This is a genomic window from Streptococcus suis (assembly GCF_002960445.1).
GTDB classification, from domain to species: domain Bacteria; phylum Bacillota; class Bacilli; order Lactobacillales; family Streptococcaceae; genus Streptococcus; species Streptococcus hyiners.
Genome location: NZ_POJD01000358.1, coordinates 48,880 through 66,467 on the forward strand (window position 1 = coordinate 48,880; position 17,588 = coordinate 66,467).

A 17,588-nucleotide genomic window follows, 5' to 3' on the forward strand; every position below is an offset into this window, starting at 1 on the left:
TCGAGGGAGTAGCTAACGGAATTTTCCGTGGTAGTGTCGTCATTCCGAAAATCGTTTCCGGCACTATCTTAAATAGCGAGACTTGTTTTAATAAAACAGGTCTCTTTTTTATTGTACAAGGTAGAGAAGAGGCCGAAAAGGAGAAGGAAATTGTCAAAAGAACAAAAACGCGATTTGTTTTACACACAAAGCGAAGAGCAAGTATTGTCAAGCATGGGGTCTTCTTTAGACGGTTTGTCTAGCAGCGAAGCTAGCAAACGTCTGGCAGACTATGGTCGTAATGAATTGGATGAGGGTGAGAAACGCACACTCTTGGCTAAATTCTTGGATCAGTTCAAGGACTTGATGATTATCATCTTGATTGCAGCAGCACTCTTGACGGTGATTACTGAGGGTTCTCATGGTTTGACAGATGCTATTATCATCTTGGCTGTAGTTATCTTGAACGCTGCATTCGGTGTTTATCAGGAAGGTCAAGCAGAAGCGGCTATTGAAGCTCTAAAGAACATGTCAAGCCCTGTTGCGCGTGCCCTTCGTGACAGTCACGTAGTCGAGGTTGATTCTAAGGACTTGGTGCCAGGTGACATCGTCTTGCTTGAGGCAGGTGACGTTGTTCCAGCTGATATGCGTTTATTAGAAGCTAACTCCCTCAAAATTGAAGAAGCTGCTCTTACAGGTGAATCTGTTCCAGTTGATAAGGATTTGTCAGCAGTCTTGGCTGAAGATGCTCCAATCGGTGACCGTGTCAACATGGCCTACCAAAACTCTAACGTTACCTACGGACGTGGTCTTGGTGTGGTTACCAACACTGGTATGTACACTGAGGTGGGGCATATCGCAGGCATGCTTGCCAATGCAGATGAAACAGACACTCCATTGAAACAGAACCTGCACCAATTGTCTAAGGTCTTGACCTATGCAGTATTGGTTATCGCAGTCATTACCATGTTGGTATCTGTATTCGTACGTGGTGAAGGTATCTTACCAGCCCTTATGACCTCTGTAGCTCTTGCGGTTGCAGCTATCCCAGAAGGATTGCCTGCTATCGTAACGGTTGTCCTTTCACTTGGTACTCAGGTCTTGGCTAAGCGTAACTCTATCATTCGTAAGTTGCCAGCGGTTGAAACACTTGGTTCAACTGAAATCATTGCATCAGATAAAACTGGTACCTTGACCATGAACCAGATGACGGTTGAGAAAGTCTATACAAACGGTCAATTGGTGGATGCTAAAGAAGCTTTGGATGCTAGCAATACAACGCTTCGTGTTATGAACTTTGCCAACGATACAAAAGTTGACCCAACTGGTAAATTGATCGGTGACCCAACTGAAACGGCACTTGTTCAATTTGGTTTGGATCAAAACTTTGACGTTCGTGAAGTCTTGGTTTCTGAGCCTCGTGTAGCAGAGTTGCCATTTGACTCAACGCGTAAGTTGATGTCAACCATTCACCAACAAGCTGCTGGCAACTTCTTTGTAGCTGTTAAAGGTGCACCAGACCAGTTGCTCAAACGTGTGACACAAATTGAAGAAAATGGTACTGTTCGTCCGATTACCGATGCGGATAAACAAGCCATTCTTGCAACTAACAAAGAGTTGGCAAAACAAGCACTTCGTGTCTTGATGATGGCTTACAAATATGTGGATGCTATTCCTGAATTGGAGTCTGAGATTGTTGAAAATAATCTTGTCTTCTCAGGTTTGGTTGGTATGATTGACCCTGAGCGTCCTGAAGCAGCTGAAGCTGTTCGTGTCGCTAAGGAAGCGGGTATCCGTCCAATCATGATTACAGGTGACCACCAAGATACAGCTGAGGCGATTGCCAAACGTCTTGGTATCATTGATCCGAATGATACAGAAGACCATGTATTTACTGGTGCGGAGCTCAATGAGTTGACAGATGAAGAGTTCCAAAAAGTCTTCAAACAATACTCAGTTTATGCGCGTGTATCTCCAGAACACAAGGTTCGTATCGTCAAGGCTTGGCAAAATGATGGTAAGGTTGTTGCCATGACTGGTGACGGTGTTAACGATGCACCATCACTTAAGACAGCCGACATCGGTATCGGTATGGGTATCACAGGTACGGAAGTTTCTAAAGGTGCATCTGATATGGTCCTTGCTGATGATAACTTCGCAACCATTATCGTAGCGGTTGAAGAAGGACGTAAGGTCTTCTCAAACATCCAAAAAACAATCCAGTACCTCTTGTCAGCTAACACGGCTGAGGTATTGTGTATCTTCCTTGCAACCCTCTTTGGATGGGATGTATTGGAACCAGTTCATCTCCTTTGGATCAACTTGGTAACAGATACTCTTCCAGCTATCGCTCTTGGTGTTGAGCCTGCAGAACCAGGTGTCATGCACCACAAACCTCGTGGACGTAACTCAAGCTTCTTCTCAGGTGGTGTCTTGAGCTCTATCGTCTACCAAGGTATCCTTCAAACAATCCTTGTGTTGGGTGTTTATGGTTTTGCTCTTCTTTATCCAGAGCATGCTGGTGACGACCATGCCATCCACGCAGATGCTCTTACAATGGCTTACTTGACGCTTGGTTTGATCCAGCTGGTACATGCCTTTAACGTCAAGTCTGTTTACCAATCTATCTTTACAGTTGGTCCGTTCAAGAATAAACTCTTTAACTGGTCTATCGTGGCTGCCTTCTTACTCTTGATGGCAACCTTGGTTATTCCAGGCTTCAATACCTTCTTCAAGGTATCTATCTTGACCCCAACTCAATGGTTGGTAGCTGTTATCGGTTCTGGCCTCATGGTTGTCGTTGTTGAAATTGTTAAATTTGTTCAACGTAAGTTGGGATTGGATGAAAAAGCTATCTAATATAGTTATTCAGCTTATCTTTTATTACTTCGTTAACTCGCCTTGCCGTACTTCAGTACAGCCTGCGCCTCGTTGCCTTGTACTAAAAGCAAACTGAAGACTATATCATTTGAAAAAGCTCAGATTTAGTGGTCTGAGCTTTTTTCTGTACTGATAATATATTTTGGGAAGATTGCTTGTCCCAACAAAGTGATGGCTAGTGCTAGTACGAGGAGGATGGTTTTTACAAGAGTTGGTAAGTTAAACAGTAAGGCGATTGGTAGGATAGCCAAGCTGAAGTAGTAGCGAATGAAGTATTTGCTGTTTTCCACTATTTGAACCCTGTCGCCTTCCTTAACTTGAATGGCTGATTTTTTATCCCCTCGAACGCTTAGTGTAACAGATGGTTGTGTAATTGGTAGGCTTAAAATTTTTCCTTGAGTAACTGTCCCAGCAATTTTTCCATCTACCAGGAGTGGAAGTCTTTGGGAGGATAGTTGTTTGATAGGTTTTGGATAATAAATAATAACTCTCATAAGAACCTCCTTGTAATCTAGTTTCATTATAGCAAAAAAAGAAAAAATGTAAACGATTTCTGCCGCTGTTTTCCCCTTCAGGCTTGCTTGAAGAATAAGAAACTGCTATAATTTCTGTGAGTGAGGGATCTATATGAATTATTTACAAAATTATGTGTTTAGTAAGAGTAGTTATTTACCATCTGATAAGTTAATTCTGCTTCAGAAAGAACTAGAGGATTTAGACGAGGGAGCTTTGAATGCGCTGATGATGGTTGAATTGCGCCAGCCAGTGATTGCCCTTATCTTAGCCATCTTTTTTGGTGAGTTTGGCATAGACCGTTTTTATATTGGGGACAAGCGGATGGGATCGGCCAAGTTGATTGCTTTTGGTGTGTCTTTTGTGACCCTTTTTATTCTCATTGGTATGCTCTTGTTTATGGGCTTATATGTGTGGAAATTCATTGACTGTTTTTTGATTATGAAGGCCTGTAAGGAGGCTAACTACCAACGGCTCATGGCTCAAATTCAACAGTTCAAAGCCTTTCAGTATGGCAATCGGACATTTTCCTAATAGAATGGGGAGGGAGGTTTTTTCAAAACCTTCTTTTCTTCATTTCTTGTAAACTACTTGTAACAAGACCTGTGTATTGTCACAAAAGTGACATTTTTCATGTCCGTATTTGTGCTATAATGGTAAAATATGCTAGAAAGGGGGAGTTTTTATGCAGACTAGAAAAATGAGTATTCTTTTATTTCTAACCTACCTCCTTTTATTGACCTGGATGATTGTCTTTAAGATGGACTTGTCCATCCTGTACGGTCGGTATGATTTAGCCCAGTTCAATCTCATCCCTCTGGCAGGGACAGCCGTTTATAATGGGATTTTGAATTTTCCAGAAATTTTCTTTAATATTATTAGTTTCATTCCTTTTGGAATTTACATGGAAATGCTATTTCGTAAGGCTTCCTGGATTGTGAATCTATTTGTCATCATGCTGGTTAGCTTGGTTTTTGAAGTCGCCCAATACACTCTTTTGCTTGGTGTTGCAGACATAACGGATCTTCTAGCAAATGGCTTTGGTGGGGCAATTGGCATCAACATTATGTATGTACTGACGAGTGTTTGGCGTGAGAAAACCTACGCTCGGATAAATGTCTTTTGCTTGGTTTTAACAATATTTGTTATACTAACAACTTATTTCCTTGTGTAATTCTTGCTAAAGTTGAGAAATTTTTGCTAAAATGAATGTAATGAATATCAAAGAAGAGATTATCAAACTCTCTCAGGAAATAGGGATTTCCAAGATTGGTTTTACCACGGCGGATGATTTCGATTATCTGGAAAAATCCCTCCGAGCTAGTCAAGATGAGGGGCGTTCGTCAGGCTTTGAACACAAGAATATCGAAGAACGCATTCGTCCCAGACTGTCTTTGGCATCTGCAAAGACAATTATTTCTATAGCAGTAGCCTATCCGCGACACTTGCCAGTCAAACCTCAAAAAACTCAGTTCAAACGTGGAAAAATCACACCGAGTTCTTGGGGCTTGGATTACCACTACATCTTACAAGATAAGATGGAACGTTTGGCCCGTGGGATTGAGCAATTGACGGACGGTCTGGAATATAAGGCTATGGTAGACACGGGGGCCTTGGTGGATACTGCCGTTGCTAGAAGAGCAGGAATTGGTTTTATCGGGAAAAATGGATTGGTTATCTCTAAGGAATTTGGCTCCTATATGTTTTTAGGGGAACTGGTGACCAATTTAGAAATTGAACCAGATCAGCCAGTCGACTACGACTGTGGGGACTGTAATCGTTGTGTTGCAGCCTGTCCGACGTCTTGTTTATTAGGGGATACGACCATGAATGCCCGTCGTTGTCTGTCTTTTCAGACCCAGGATAAGGGCATGATGGACCTAGAATTTCGCAAGAAAATCAAGACGGTTATCTATGGTTGTGATATTTGCCAGATTTGTTGTCCTTACAACAAGGGAATTTCCAGTCCACCTGTGGTAGAGATCGATCCAGATTTGGCAGAACCAGAGTTAATTCCCTTTTTGGATTTGTCCAATGGACAATTCAAGGAAAAATTTGGCATGATTGCTGGTTCTTGGAGGGGAAAAAATATTCTTCAACGCAATGCCATCATAGCTTTAGCCAATAGCAATGACCGCTCTGCCATTCCCAAACTCCTAGAAATCATCGATAAGAAACAAAATCCTGTCCACATGGCGACGGCTATCTGGGCTTTGGGACAGTTGGTGAAAGAGCCCAATGATGAGATGATAGATTTTATCGCAGGCATTCAATCAGATAACGCAGATGTCATAGCGGAGCAGACAGCATTTCTCAACTTGGTAAATAGACTACAAATGTGATATAATACAAAGATAAATAAAAAATGAGGTGTATATGGATACAGCAGAAATTCGCCAAAAGATTGAAGAACTTGGCAAGAAATTAACATCTTTTAGGGGGTCTCTTTGACTTAGAAGGTCTGGAAGAAGAGATTGCCATTCTTGAGAATAAGATGACCGAGCCAGATTTTTGGAATGATAATTTGGCGGCACAAAAGACTTCCCAAGAATTAAATGAATTAAAAAACACCTACGGAAATTTCCATCAGATGTTGGATTTATATGATGAATCTGAAATTCTTTTGGATTTCCTAGCAGAAGATGAGTCGGTACGGGATGAGTTGGTCGAGAAGTTAGCAGAATTGGATAAATCCATGACTGCCTATGAAATGACCTTGCTCTTGTCAGAACCTTATGACCACAATAATGCCATCTTGGAAATTCATCCAGGTTCGGGTGGTACTGAGGCTCAGGACTGGGGAGAAATGTTGCTTCGAATGTATCAGCGTTTTGGTAATGCCAAAGGTTTTACAGTAGAAACTTTGGATTATCAAGCTGGAGATGAGGCAGGCATTAAGTCAGTAACCCTTAGCTTTACAGGTCCAAATGCTTATGGTTTGCTCAAGTCAGAAATGGGTGTTCATCGCTTGGTGCGTATCTCGCCATTTGACTCAGCAAAACGTCGCCATACTTCCTTTACATCGGTAGAAGTCATGCCAGAATTGGATGATACCATTGAAATTGAAATCAGAGATGATGAGGTCAAGATGGACACCTTCCGTTCAGGTGGTGCCGGTGGACAGAACGTCAACAAGGTTTCAACAGGTGTGCGTTTGACCCACATTCCGACAGGTATTGTGACCCAGTCAACAGTTGACCGGACCCAGTATGGTAACCGTGATCGGGCTATGAAACTCTTACAAGCTAAATTGTATCAATTGGAGCAAGAGAAGAAGGCGGCAGAGGTTGACTCACTCAAGGGAGATAAAAAAGAGATTACTTGGGGCAGTCAGATACGTTCCTATGTCTTTACGCCTTATACCATGGTCAAGGACCATCGTACTGGTCACGAAGTGGCTCAGGTCGATAAGGTGATGGACGGTGATTTGGATGGCTTTATCGATGCTTACTTAAAATGGCGAATTAGCTAAAATCTAAAGAAAGGACTGTCTTAGACAGAATATCCTATGAGAATTATTGAAATGAAGAACGTTTCCAAGAAATATGGAAACGGAACGACGGCCCTTCGAGGAGTGTCCGTCAATGTTGAGGCTGGAGAGTTTGCCTATATTGTAGGTCCTTCAGGTGCAGGTAAATCAACCTTTATCAAACTATTATACCGTGAAGAAAAGCTTGATAAGGGTAGTTTGACAGTTGGGAAGTTTGACCTGGCTAAAATCAAGAAGAGAGATGTCCCTTTGCTCCGTCGTAGTGTCGGAGTCGTTTTCCAGGACTATAAACTCTTACCGAAAAAGACTGTGTTTGAAAATATTGCCTATGCTATGGAAGTTATTGGCGAAAAACCGCGCAATATTAAAAAACGTGTTATGGAAGTCTTGGACTTGGTTGGTTTGAAGCATAAGATTCGTTCCTTCCCAAATGAATTATCTGGTGGTGAGCAACAGCGTATTGCTATTGCCCGTGCTATTGTCAACAATCCGAAAGTACTGATTGCCGATGAGCCAACTGGTAACTTGGACCCAGAAAATTCCTGGGAAATTATGAACCTCTTGGAGCGTATCAATTTGCAAGGGACAACAGTTTTGATGGCAACCCACAATAGTCAGATTGTAAATACCCTCCGCCACCGCGTTATAGCGATCGAAGACGGTCGAGTGGTACGGGATGAAGAACAAGGAGAGTATGGATACGATGATTAGACGATTTTTAAGACACTTTATTGAGTCGCTCAAGAGTTTGAAGCGAAATGGCTGGATGACCGTTGCGGCTATTTCTTCAGTAACTATCACATTGGCTATGGTTGGTTTATTTGCTTCTGTTATTCTCAATACTGCTAAACTGGCTTCTGATTTGGAACACAATGTTCGTATCAATGTTTACTTACGGGCCAATTCAACAGATCAGGTTGAAACCGTTGTCAATGAGGCTGGTGAAACGGTAGCTAACCCTGATTTTCAAAAGGTTTACAATCAAATCACCGCTTTGCCAAATGTTCAAACGGTAACCTATTCAAGTAAAGATGAACAGTTGAAAAAGCTGACCGACACTCTTGGTGAAACCTGGAATCTCTTCCAAGGAGATGCTAACCCGCTTTACGATGCCTATATCATTGATACGACTGAGCCTCAGTACGTAAAATCGGTTGCGGCAGAAGTTGCAAAAATTGACGGTGTTACAGAAGTCCGTGATGGCGAGGTGGAAACGGAGCGTATCTTCAAATTGGCTTCAATGGTTCGTACATGGGGTCTGGTAGCGACAGGCTTACTACTGTTTACAGCTGTATTCTTAATTTCTAACACCATTCGGATTACTATCATTTCTCGTAGCCGTGAAATTCAGATTATGCGTTTGGTTGGTGCCAAGAATAGTTATATCCGTGGTCCCTTCCTTTGGGAAGGAGCATGGGTAGGTTTACTTGGAGCTATTATTCCATCTGCCTTGGTCTATTTCTTATATCAGATGGTCTATAATTCTGTTAATGCTAGTCTTGCTAGTCAAGATCTATCCTTGATTAGTCTGGATATTTTCATTCCAAGCATGGTTGGAGCCCTATTTGTTATCGGTATCCTCATTGGTTCGGTTGGTTCCGTTATTTCCATGAATCGCTACTTGAAAATTTAAAAAATGAAAAAGGTCCGCACTGATGCTAGTGACGGACCATATTTTTTTAAATTATGCATACGAGTGGTGAGAAGGGGAATCCATTTCTTCTTTGCTTGTGCAGTTATAGGAATATTTTATTGTATTAGTTGGCGCGGGTCATCTGTAGTGTTGTTAACTAAAAGCTAGGAAGAACTTTCAGGATTGAGGGGGTGCTTTTTTAAATAAGTGTTGACAAATAGATAAAATATGGTAAACTAATAAAGTACTGCTGGTTTAGCTCAGTCGGTAGAGCGCATCCATGGTAAGGATGAGGTCGCCGGTTCAATCCCGGCAACTAGCATAAAATAAGCTGAAAAACCCTTGAAACACAAGGGTTTTTGTTATGTCTGCCCCAAATTCTCCTCTGATATCAAAAAAATCTTGACTTGTCAGTTTATTATGTTAGAATAGGGCTTAGAAAAAAGAAAGGAGTAAAACAAATGAACACACAACTTGTCCTTCAGCAAGCTATTTTTTATCATACACTCCTTTCTAAGCAGGAAAACAGGGCTCATTGAAAGACTTTTGAAGTTTTCGTGGGCCTACTCTGGAATAGTGGGAAAGTCAGGCATGTCTTATCATGGTCAGGTGGGCTTTTCAGGGCTATTCGAGAGTTGGTCTATTTTTGTGGACTGAGCCATGCCTAGGTGGAGTGATAGACACCTAGGCTTTTTTGTGCTTAGAAAGGAATAGTTTTAACTTAAAGGAGAAATATGTTTAAATTGATATTTGATTACGTCAAACAACACAAGTGGCTCTACTTGCTGGTTGTTGTGACCTTGATTATTTACGATATAACCCTCTTGATACCAACGCAGATTATTCAGAGGATGGTGGATACGCTGACCAAGAATGGCTTGACTGAGCGGATTTTAGTCCAAGAGATGGGCCTCTTGCTTTTGGTGACCTTTCTCAATTATGGGATGGGTTTTATCTGGCATCTTAAGCTTTTTCAGGCTTCGGTTAATTTCAAATTTGATATGCAACAACGAGCCTTTAAAAAGATGGTGACAATGCGGACACCTTTTTATGAAAAATTTCGGTCTGGGGATGTCATGACCCGATTTTCTACGGATGTCGATGGGCTGATGGAGATGGTCGGCTATGGGCTCATGATTGTGGTCTATTCCGGTGGTATGTTGGCATTTATCATTCCTACCATGCTTTTGATTGACTGGAAGATTTCCTTCCTGGCTATCTTACCGATGATTTTTATGGCAGTTGCTTTCTTTTTCATTGGTCGCAAGCAGGATTTGGCTATTGATGCCAACCGTGAGGCAGTTGCACAGCTCAATAATGAGGTCTTGGAAGTTGTCGAGGGTATTCGTGTAACCCGTGCCTATAGCAAAAAGGCAACTCAAAAGGGGCAGTTTCAGGCTCGAACCAAGGAATTGGCGGATGGTGGGGACCGGATTACTACCCTGCAATCTCTTTATAACCCCTTGGCTACGGTCGGTCTGGGTTTGTCGACTATCTTTGTCTTGGTGCTTGGAGCAGGGGCAGTCAAGTCTGGTCAGCTTAGTCTGGGGCAGGTCATCGCCCTGCAACTCTATGTCAGTTCCCTCCTAGAGCCTTTCTGGACCCTGGCGGATTTCATACTAGTTTATCAGACAGGTAAGACTTCATTTGAAAAACTGCAGGAGCTGATTGAAACAGGAGATGACTTGGAAGTGGATGGCTCGGTAGAAATAGCCGAGCTAGATAGTATTTCTTTCAAGAACTACAGCTTTAGCTATCCTCAGTCGGACCGTCCGAGTTTGCAGGAGATTAACTGGACCTTGAAAGCCGGTCAGACAGTCGGGATTGTTGGGAAAACGGGTTCCGGCAAGACCAGTCTGGTTAGACAATTGTTACGTCAGTATCCAGTTGGGCAGGGTGAGTTTCTTGTTAATCATCAGTCTGTCCTTGACTTCAAACGCTCAAGCCTGGAGCAAAAAATTGGCTATGTTCCCCAAGAACACATTCTCTTTTCAAAATCTGTTGGGGAAAATATTGCCTTTGGTAAGCGTGACAGTAGTTTGGAAGAAATTGAAGCGGCTATCGCAACCGCAGCCTTTAGCCAGGACTTGGAGCGGATGAGTCATGGACTGGACACCATGATTGGCGAGCGGGGTGTGTCTATTTCTGGCGGTCAGAAACAACGGATTTCTATTGCGCGTGCCTTTTTACGAGAGCCAGACTTGCTCATTTTAGATGATTCCCTGTCAGCAGTTGATGCTCGAACAGAAGGCCAGATTATCCAAAATATCCAGAAAGAACGTGCAGGCAAGACCAATGTCATTGTGACCCACCGCCTGTCTGCTGTCAACCATGCGGACTGGGTACTGGTCTTGGATGAAGGTCGCATTGTAGAAGAAGGACGACCGGCAGACCTGCTAGCCCAAGAAGGCTGGTACTATGAACAATACCAGCGCCAACAAAGTCAGGAAGGAGGAGAATAATGAAGGTTTTAGGATTTTTATTGAAGCAAATTGGTCGCGTTAAGTGGCTCTTTACGTTTGCTGTTATCTGTTACTTAGCAGCTTCTAGTCTTTTGCGATTTGCCCCTCTCATTATTCAAAAAGCCATTGATGGACCTTTAAGGGCCTTGAGTGAAGGCAGACCCTTCCAAGAAGCCCTTTTCTTGCAGATGGCAAGTCAATATGTGGCCATGATTTTCTTGGGTGCACTTGGCTATTACCTTTCCATGCGGATCTTGATGCACTCGGCCAATAGGATCGCAGAGTATTTGCGCAACCAGGCCTATGATGTTATGCAGCACCTGCCCATTTCCTATTTTGATGATAAACCTGCCGGTAAGATTGCCACTCGTATTGTTAACGATACTGAAACCTTGCGCAATCAGTTTTACGGTACTCTTGTTAATGTCTTTAATAGTTTTATTCGCTTGCTTCTTACCTACGGGATTGTTTTCTACATCAATCCTAGTCTAGGTTTTGCTCTCTTGCTACTAATTCCAGTCTTTATCGGTATTCAATTTATCTATAAAAAGTTGACCGATAAGCCTATGAAGGATTTTTACGATGCTCGAAGTGAGGTCAATACTCAGGTCAATGAAACCATGAATGGTGCTAGTTTGATCCAGCTCTATGGTCAGGAAGAGAGAGTGCTAGCTGAGTTTGAAGCGACAGCAGATAAGATGCGCCTTGCAGATAACCAGATTATCTGGGCCCAATCCTGCTCGACATGGACCTTGACGGAGTTTCTGAAATTTCTGGTTGTGACAGGGATTTTAACCATTATTGGCTATCAATTCCTACAAGGTCAATCGAGCTTGTCACCGGGTAAATTATTTGTGTATATTGATTATATTGAAGGGATTTTTGTGTCCCTTGGTGCCTTGGTCAAGCAGTTTCCAAATCTCCTTCGGTCGATTGAAACAGGTAAGAGGTTGATGGGCTTGCTGGAAGAAGAAACGGAGCCCGATAGTAGTGCTGAATTGATGGTGACAGACGGTCAGGTGGTCTTTGACCAAGTGACCTTTGCCTACGAAGTTGGCAAGCCTATTCTCAAGGACATCTCCATTCAGGCAGAAAAGGGAGAAACCATTGCACTGGTGGGTCACACAGGCTCAGGCAAGTCCTCCATTATGAACCTCCTCTACCGTTTCTATGATCCTCAGGAGGGGCAGGTTTTGATTGATGGGAAAAATATCCGTGATTATTCCCGTGAGAGCCTGCGCAGTCACATGGGGATTGTCCTTCAGGATCCCTATCTCTTCACTGGAACCATCGCTAGCAACGTGGCTATGGATAAGGAGAAGATGGATAGACAGGCAGTCATAGAGGCCCTGGAAAAAGTTGGAGCAGGTCCAATGCTTGCTCGCTTGGAACAAGGTATCGATGAACCAGTATTTGAAAAGGGGTCAACCTTCTCTAGTGGGGAACGCCAGCTAATTGCTTTTGCCCGCACCCTTTACTCCAATCCCAAAATCTTGATTTTGGATGAGGCGACTTCTCATATCGATACGGAAACAGAAGAAATTATCCAGCACGCTATGGAAGTGGTCAAGGAAGGGCGGACCACCTTTATCATCGCCCATCGTCTGTCCACTATTCAAAATGCAGACCAGATTTTGGTCTTGGACCAAGGTCGTATTATTGAACGTGGCAAACATGAGGAGCTGCTTGCCTTGGGCGGTGTTTATGCGCAGATGCATGAGATACAGGCTAGGGTGTAGGAGAAGGGGAGTATAGTCATTTTTTATAGGATGGATAAATAATATATATTAGTAAGGATCTTCTTTTTCTGATAGGATAGGGGTAACTCGTTTAAACTTGTTACAATCAGTCATCATATCTATCACGGAGGTCCAATATGAAAAGAAGTTTAGTCCAAGTCCCCCTAGCCCTTTCAGGTCTGCTACTGGCTCTGGTAGCTTTGGCCAATCTATTAGCTCCAGTTCATCCCCTTATCAAGCCTAGTTTGCAAGCTCTTGCCCTACTGGGCTATGGTCTGCTGTTTTCCAGAATTTTTTCTGTCTGGTCAAAAACTAGGACTGAGCTAGGTCAGCCCATTGTTGCTTCTTGTTTTGCTACGCTTTTTATGGGCTTGTTATTGCTGGTAGCCAGCCTTCCTCCTCTACCTTTGGGAATTGGTAAAGGAATTTGGCTAACTCTGGTCGCCCTGTATGGAATCTATATCGTTTATTTCTCTATACGTTTTATCAGTCAAAGGAAGTTGGAATTGGTTTTTCCAAGCTGGTTTATCGTCTATGTAGGCTTTGCCATGGTTGGGGTGACTGCTCCAGTCTATCAAGCCTTTAGACTGGGATGCTTTTCTCTGATTTTTGCGGGAATTTCCTTTGCTATCTTATTGCCAGTTGTTGTGCATCGTTTGCTACGCGTCAAATTGGTTCAGGCTCAATTTCCCCTGCTAGCTATTTTTGCAGCTCCGACTGCCCTGCTTTTAACTGCCTATCTTCAATTGGCAGAGCAGGTAGATTTGCGCTTGCTTGTGTTTTTGTTAGTCCTGTCCCAATCCTTCTATCTAACAGTGGTTCTCTCGCTCAGACGATTGACCAAAAATGGTTTTAGTCCTCTCTTTGCAGCCTTTACTTTTCCGTTTGTCAGCTCTGCTATTTCCCTAAAACTGACCCTAGGGAAGTTGGTGGGACTTCAATCCCTCCTGTCATTTGTCTTGCAAGTGGAGATCATCCTGGCGACGCTTGTGATTGCGGGAGTAGCTTTTCTGTATGTCAATCACCTGTCAAGAGAGTTAGTCAGTGTTTGGTCCTCAGCTGGAGAGAGTGTGTAGGTCTGTGAAGGGATCTGGAAATTATTCAAAGCAGAAAATCTAGTCAAGGGGCTAGGTTTTTTGTTATAATCAAAGCATGAAAGCAGTGATTTTTGATTTAGATGATACCTTATACGACCAAATCCAGCCCTTCAAAAAGGCTTTGGATAGGCATTTGCAGGTGGATGATGAACTAGTCGGTCCCCTTTATCTAGCCTTTCGTCATTATGCGGATCAGGTATTTGAAGCAGCAGCGACTGGCAAGATGAGTTTAAAGGACAGCCATATCTATCGGATGAAAGCAGCTCTAGCTGATTTTGGATTTCAGGTATCGGATGCCTTAGCTTTGACCATTCAGATTGATTATGATTATTTTCAAGGACAGTTGGAGCTTAGTCCTATGTTTCCAGCGGTTTTTTCCCATTGTAAAGAAAGGGGACTTGCGCTTGGGATCATAACCAATGGTCCTCATCGCCACCAATTGCGGAAGATACGTACTTTGGGTCTTTTGGATTGGTTTGATCAAGATCTAATTCTTATTTCCGGTCAGCTTGGGGTAGCTAAACCAAATCCGCAGATTTTTAAGGTCATGGAGCAACGTTTGGGACTTTCCTCTGATGAGATTTGTTATGTAGGCGATTCCTTTGAGAATGATGTTATAGGGGCCAAGGCTTGTGGTTGGCAGGCTATTTGGTTTAATCATCGGTTGCGTTCGGTCCCTGAAACCAGTGTCAGTCCAGACAAGATTGTAGATAAGTGGGAGGACTTGACAGCGGCGCTTCTCCCTACGGATTAGCCTTTATTTATGGGTGTGATAGGTAAAATATATTAGCAGACAGGCTATTTTTATGATAGGATAGTGCTATATCATGGAAGTCAGGATTGATGACTTGATGTAAAAAAAGCATGAAATGGAGTACCCCTATGACACAAACATTTTTCCCAATTCATACCTTGGACACTGTTAGACCTGATTTGAAAGAAAATCTGGAAACGGTCAAGAAAAACAATGGTGGCTACATCCCCAACCTGATTGGTCTGTTGGCCAACTCCCCGACAGCCTTGGAAACCTATCAGACAGTAGGAGGAATCAATCGCCGCAACAGTCTGACACCGACTGAGCGTGAAGTCGTGCAAATCACAGCGGCTGTAGCAAATGGATGTGGATTCTGTGTGGCAGGTCACACCGCCATTTCGATCAAACAAATCAAGATGCCAGATGAGATTTTGCAGGCTCTTCGTCAGGGGACACCTATTGAGGCAGATGCGAAATTGGATACATTGGCTCGTTTTACTTTGGCAGTTATTCATGAAAAAGGTAAGGTCGGCGACCAGTTACTAGAAGAACTCTTCCAAGCAGGCTATACAGCTGAGAATGCCTTGGATGTTGTGCTAGGTGTCAGCCTTGCGACCCTCTGTAACTATGCAAATAACCTGATTAACACCCCAATCAATCCTGAACTGCAGCCCTATGCTTTGAAAGATGAAGAATAGAATTTGAAAAACCAGTCGAACTAGTCGGCTGGTTTTTCAATTTTAGCAAGTGAAACTATTTTTATAAAAAAGTTAGAAAATAGAAAGTAGTTTCAAAAAATCCCCTTTTCTTTCTTCAGACAGAAATTAAAATTTAAATGTAAAAGTTTGTTGAAAAGATGTCAATATATTGTATAATAATAATGTAAGCGCTAACTCGGATCCGGTAATAGAAAGGAGAAATGAATGGCTACCATCAGCAAAGAAGCCTTAAAAGAACAAATTAAAGATGGCATTATTATTTCCTGTCAAGCTTTACCAGGTGAGCCTTTATATAGTGAAGAAGGCGGAGTTATTCCTCTATTGGTCAAGGCAGCCCAGGAAGCGGGTGCTGTAGGTATTCGAGCAAACAGTGTTCGAGATATTAAAGAAATCAAGGAAGTAACCGATTTACCTATTATCGGAATTATCAAGAGAGATTACCCTCCTCAGGAGCCTTTCATTACGGCAACGATGAGAGAGGTGGACGAGCTAGCTGAACTAGACATTGCAGTCATTGCTCTGGATTGTACCAAACGGGAGCGGTATGATGGTCTGGACATCGTTGATTTCATCAAACAAATCAAGGAAAAATACCCAAGTCAACTCTTCATGGCAGATATTTCCACCTATGAAGAAGGTGTGACAGCCTACGAGGCTGGAATTGATTTTGTGGGAACGACCCTATCAGGCTATACATCCTATAGCCGACAAGAAGATGGACCAGATATTGAGTTGGTTGACCGACTTTGTCGTGCTGGGATTGATGTCATCGCAGAAGGAAAAATCCACTATCCAGATCAAGCTAGAACCATTCACAATCTAGGCGTAGCTGGTATTGTCGTTGGCGGAGCCATTACCCGTCCTAAGGAAATAGCAGAGCGGTTTATCCAGGCTCTGAAAAAATAGTTACATAGTCTAATAACCCCAGATGGGGAAGCAAAAAAATAAAGGAGAAGAATGATGAAAAAAATCATACATTCATTGTTAGCTGGTGTGGCAGTTTTGTCACTCGCAGCATGTAGTGGTGGTAGCAGTAATACAACTGCTGAAAAAACAGCTGAATCAAGTGCTTCTGGTAAGACAGAAATCACTTGGTGGGCCTTCCCAGTATTCACACAAGAGAATACAGAAGACGGTGTTGGTACCTATGAGCAAAAAATTATTGCTGCTTTTGAGGAAGCTAACCCAGACATTACTGTAAAACTGGAAACCATTGACTTTACATCTGGTCCAGAAAAAATCACGACTGCTATTGAAGCAGGTACTGCTCCAGACGTTCTCTTCGATGCACCAGGCCGTATCATCACCTACGGAAAAAATGGTAAATTGGCTGAATTGAATGATCTCTTCACAGATGAATTTGTCAAAGATGTGAACAACGATAACATCATTCAAGCATCTAAGGCTGGTGATACTGCCTACATGTACCCACTCAGCTCTGCTCCATTCTATATGGCCTTCAACAAAGCGATGTTGAAAGATGCTGGTGTTCTTGACCTTGTAAAAGATGGCTGGACAACTGACGACTTTGAAAAAGTTATCAAAGCTTTGAAAGACAAGGGTTACAACCCTGGTTCCCTCTTCTCTAACGGTCAAGGTGGTGACCAAGGTACTCGTGCCTTCTTGGCAAACCTTTACAGTGGTAGCATCACAGACGAAGGTGTAACTAAGTATACAACTGATTCAGAGCAAATGATCAAGGCTTTGGATAAGGCAGCTGGCTGGATTAAAGACGGCTACATGATGAACGGCTCTCAATACGCAGGTGGCGATGACATCCAAAACTTTGCAAACGGCCAAACTTCTTACACTATCCTTTGGGGTCCTGCTCAAAATGGTATCCAAGGACAATTGCTAGAAGCATCTAAAGTAGAAGTTCTTGAAGTACCATTCCCATCTGAAGATGGTAAAGCAGCTCTTGAATACCTTGTAAACGGCTTTGCAGTCTTCAACAATGGCGACGAAGCTCGTGTAGCAGCGTCTAAGAAATTCATCCAGTTCATCGCAGATGACAAAGAATGGGGTCCTAAGAACGTTGTTCGTACAGGTGCCTTCCCAGTTCGTACATCATTTGGTGCTCTCTATGATGACGAACGCATGGCTACTATTGACAAGTGGACTGGTTACTACTCACCATACTACAACACAATTGATGGATTTGCTGAAATGAGAACTCTTTGGTTCCCAATGCTTCAAGCTGTATCAAATGGCGAAAAAGAAGCAGAGGCTGCTTTGAAAGAATTCACTGAGCAAGCAAACGCAACCATTAAATAAATGAATTGAATGAGGCTCCTTTTCTCTGTTAGCTATTCAATAGATATG

General features: G+C 42.8%; 15 protein-coding genes and 1 tRNA gene. 15 read left to right on the forward strand and 1 reads right to left on the reverse strand.

The genetic code is table 11. From position 1 onward, the window contains the following. Positions 1-150 precede the first annotated feature (150 nt). Positions 151-2,838 carry a cation-translocating P-type ATPase gene (locus tag C1G53_RS11495; RefSeq protein ID WP_105118721.1) on the forward strand — a complete coding sequence of 896 codons (2,688 nt, stop codon included), beginning with the start codon at positions 151-153 and terminating at the stop codon, positions 2,836-2,838. A 125-nt stretch (positions 2,839-2,963) separates the two neighbouring features. Here C1G53_RS11495 and C1G53_RS11500 read toward each other — a convergent pair whose 3' ends face one another. Further along, on the reverse strand, positions 2,964-3,353 hold the full coding sequence (locus C1G53_RS11500) for a hypothetical protein (protein WP_105118722.1): 390 nt from the start codon (positions 3,351-3,353) through the stop codon (positions 2,964-2,966). Between the two features lie 133 nt (positions 3,354-3,486). Here C1G53_RS11500 and C1G53_RS11505 point away from each other — a divergent pair, with 133 nt between their 5' ends. The 14 genes from C1G53_RS11505 to C1G53_RS11570 all read left to right on the forward strand — a co-directional run bounded on the left by C1G53_RS11505 (position 3,487) and on the right by C1G53_RS11570 (position 17,540). Then, on the forward strand, positions 3,487-3,906 hold the full coding sequence (locus tag C1G53_RS11505) for a TM2 domain-containing protein (protein ID WP_105118723.1): 420 nt from the start codon (positions 3,487-3,489) through the stop codon (positions 3,904-3,906). 151 nt (positions 3,907-4,057) lie between these two features. Next, complete coding sequence (locus C1G53_RS11510) at positions 4,058-4,546, forward strand: VanZ family protein (RefSeq protein ID WP_105118724.1); 489 nt, start codon at positions 4,058-4,060, stop codon at positions 4,544-4,546. Between the two features lie 40 nt (positions 4,547-4,586). Then, a complete protein-coding gene (gene queG, locus C1G53_RS11515) occupies positions 4,587-5,714 on the forward strand; it encodes a tRNA epoxyqueuosine(34) reductase QueG (protein WP_105118812.1) in 1,128 nt (375 codons plus the stop codon). 34 nt (positions 5,715-5,748) lie between these two features. Further along, a protein-coding gene (gene prfB, locus C1G53_RS11520; protein WP_105108366.1) for a peptide chain release factor 2 occupies positions 5,749-6,844 on the forward strand; the annotation gives its coding sequence in 2 pieces (ribosomal slippage) (positions 5,749-5,820 and positions 5,822-6,844; 1,095 coding nt in all). Positions 6,845-6,880: 36 nt separating this feature from the next. Further along, on the forward strand, positions 6,881-7,573 hold the full coding sequence (ftsE, locus tag C1G53_RS11525) for a cell division ATP-binding protein FtsE (RefSeq protein ID WP_105114296.1): 693 nt from the start codon (positions 6,881-6,883) through the stop codon (positions 7,571-7,573). Continuing rightward, positions 7,566-8,495 (forward strand): permease-like cell division protein FtsX, encoded by a 930-nt coding sequence (gene ftsX / locus C1G53_RS11530; RefSeq protein WP_161941426.1) that lies wholly within the window; start codon positions 7,566-7,568, stop codon positions 8,493-8,495. The genes ftsE and ftsX overlap by 8 nt, the downstream gene beginning before the upstream one ends. Positions 8,496-8,744: 249 nt before the next feature. Beyond that, positions 8,745-8,817: transfer RNA gene (locus C1G53_RS11535), tRNA-Thr, on the forward strand. 412 nt (positions 8,818-9,229) lie between these two features. Beyond that, positions 9,230-10,957, forward strand: coding sequence for an ABC transporter ATP-binding protein (locus tag C1G53_RS11540; RefSeq protein WP_105118726.1), 1,728 nt, complete (start codon positions 9,230-9,232; stop codon positions 10,955-10,957). Next, entirely contained in the window at positions 10,957-12,696 is a 1,740-nt protein-coding gene (locus C1G53_RS11545) for an ABC transporter ATP-binding protein (RefSeq protein ID WP_105118727.1), read from the forward strand. Before C1G53_RS11540 ends, C1G53_RS11545 begins: the two co-directional genes overlap by 1 nt. Positions 12,697-12,833: 137 nt before the next feature. Next, complete coding sequence (locus tag C1G53_RS11550) at positions 12,834-13,772, forward strand: TDT family transporter (RefSeq protein WP_105118728.1); 939 nt, start codon at positions 12,834-12,836, stop codon at positions 13,770-13,772. 76 nt (positions 13,773-13,848) lie between these two features. Further along, the gene (locus tag C1G53_RS11555; RefSeq protein ID WP_105118729.1) at positions 13,849-14,547 is read left to right on the forward strand and encodes an HAD family hydrolase; all 699 of its coding nucleotides are present in this window, start codon (positions 13,849-13,851) and stop codon (positions 14,545-14,547) included. Between the two features lie 128 nt (positions 14,548-14,675). Beyond that, the gene (locus tag C1G53_RS11560; protein WP_105118730.1) at positions 14,676-15,245 is read left to right on the forward strand and encodes a carboxymuconolactone decarboxylase family protein; all 570 of its coding nucleotides are present in this window, start codon (positions 14,676-14,678) and stop codon (positions 15,243-15,245) included. 225 nt (positions 15,246-15,470) lie between these two features. Next, a complete protein-coding gene (locus C1G53_RS11565; RefSeq protein ID WP_105118731.1) occupies positions 15,471-16,172 on the forward strand; it encodes an N-acetylmannosamine-6-phosphate 2-epimerase in 702 nt (233 codons plus the stop codon). A gap of 54 nt (positions 16,173-16,226) precedes the next feature. Beyond that, entirely contained in the window at positions 16,227-17,540 is a 1,314-nt protein-coding gene (locus tag C1G53_RS11570) for an ABC transporter substrate-binding protein (RefSeq protein ID WP_105118732.1), read from the forward strand. The last annotated feature ends 48 nt before the right edge of the window (positions 17,541-17,588 follow it).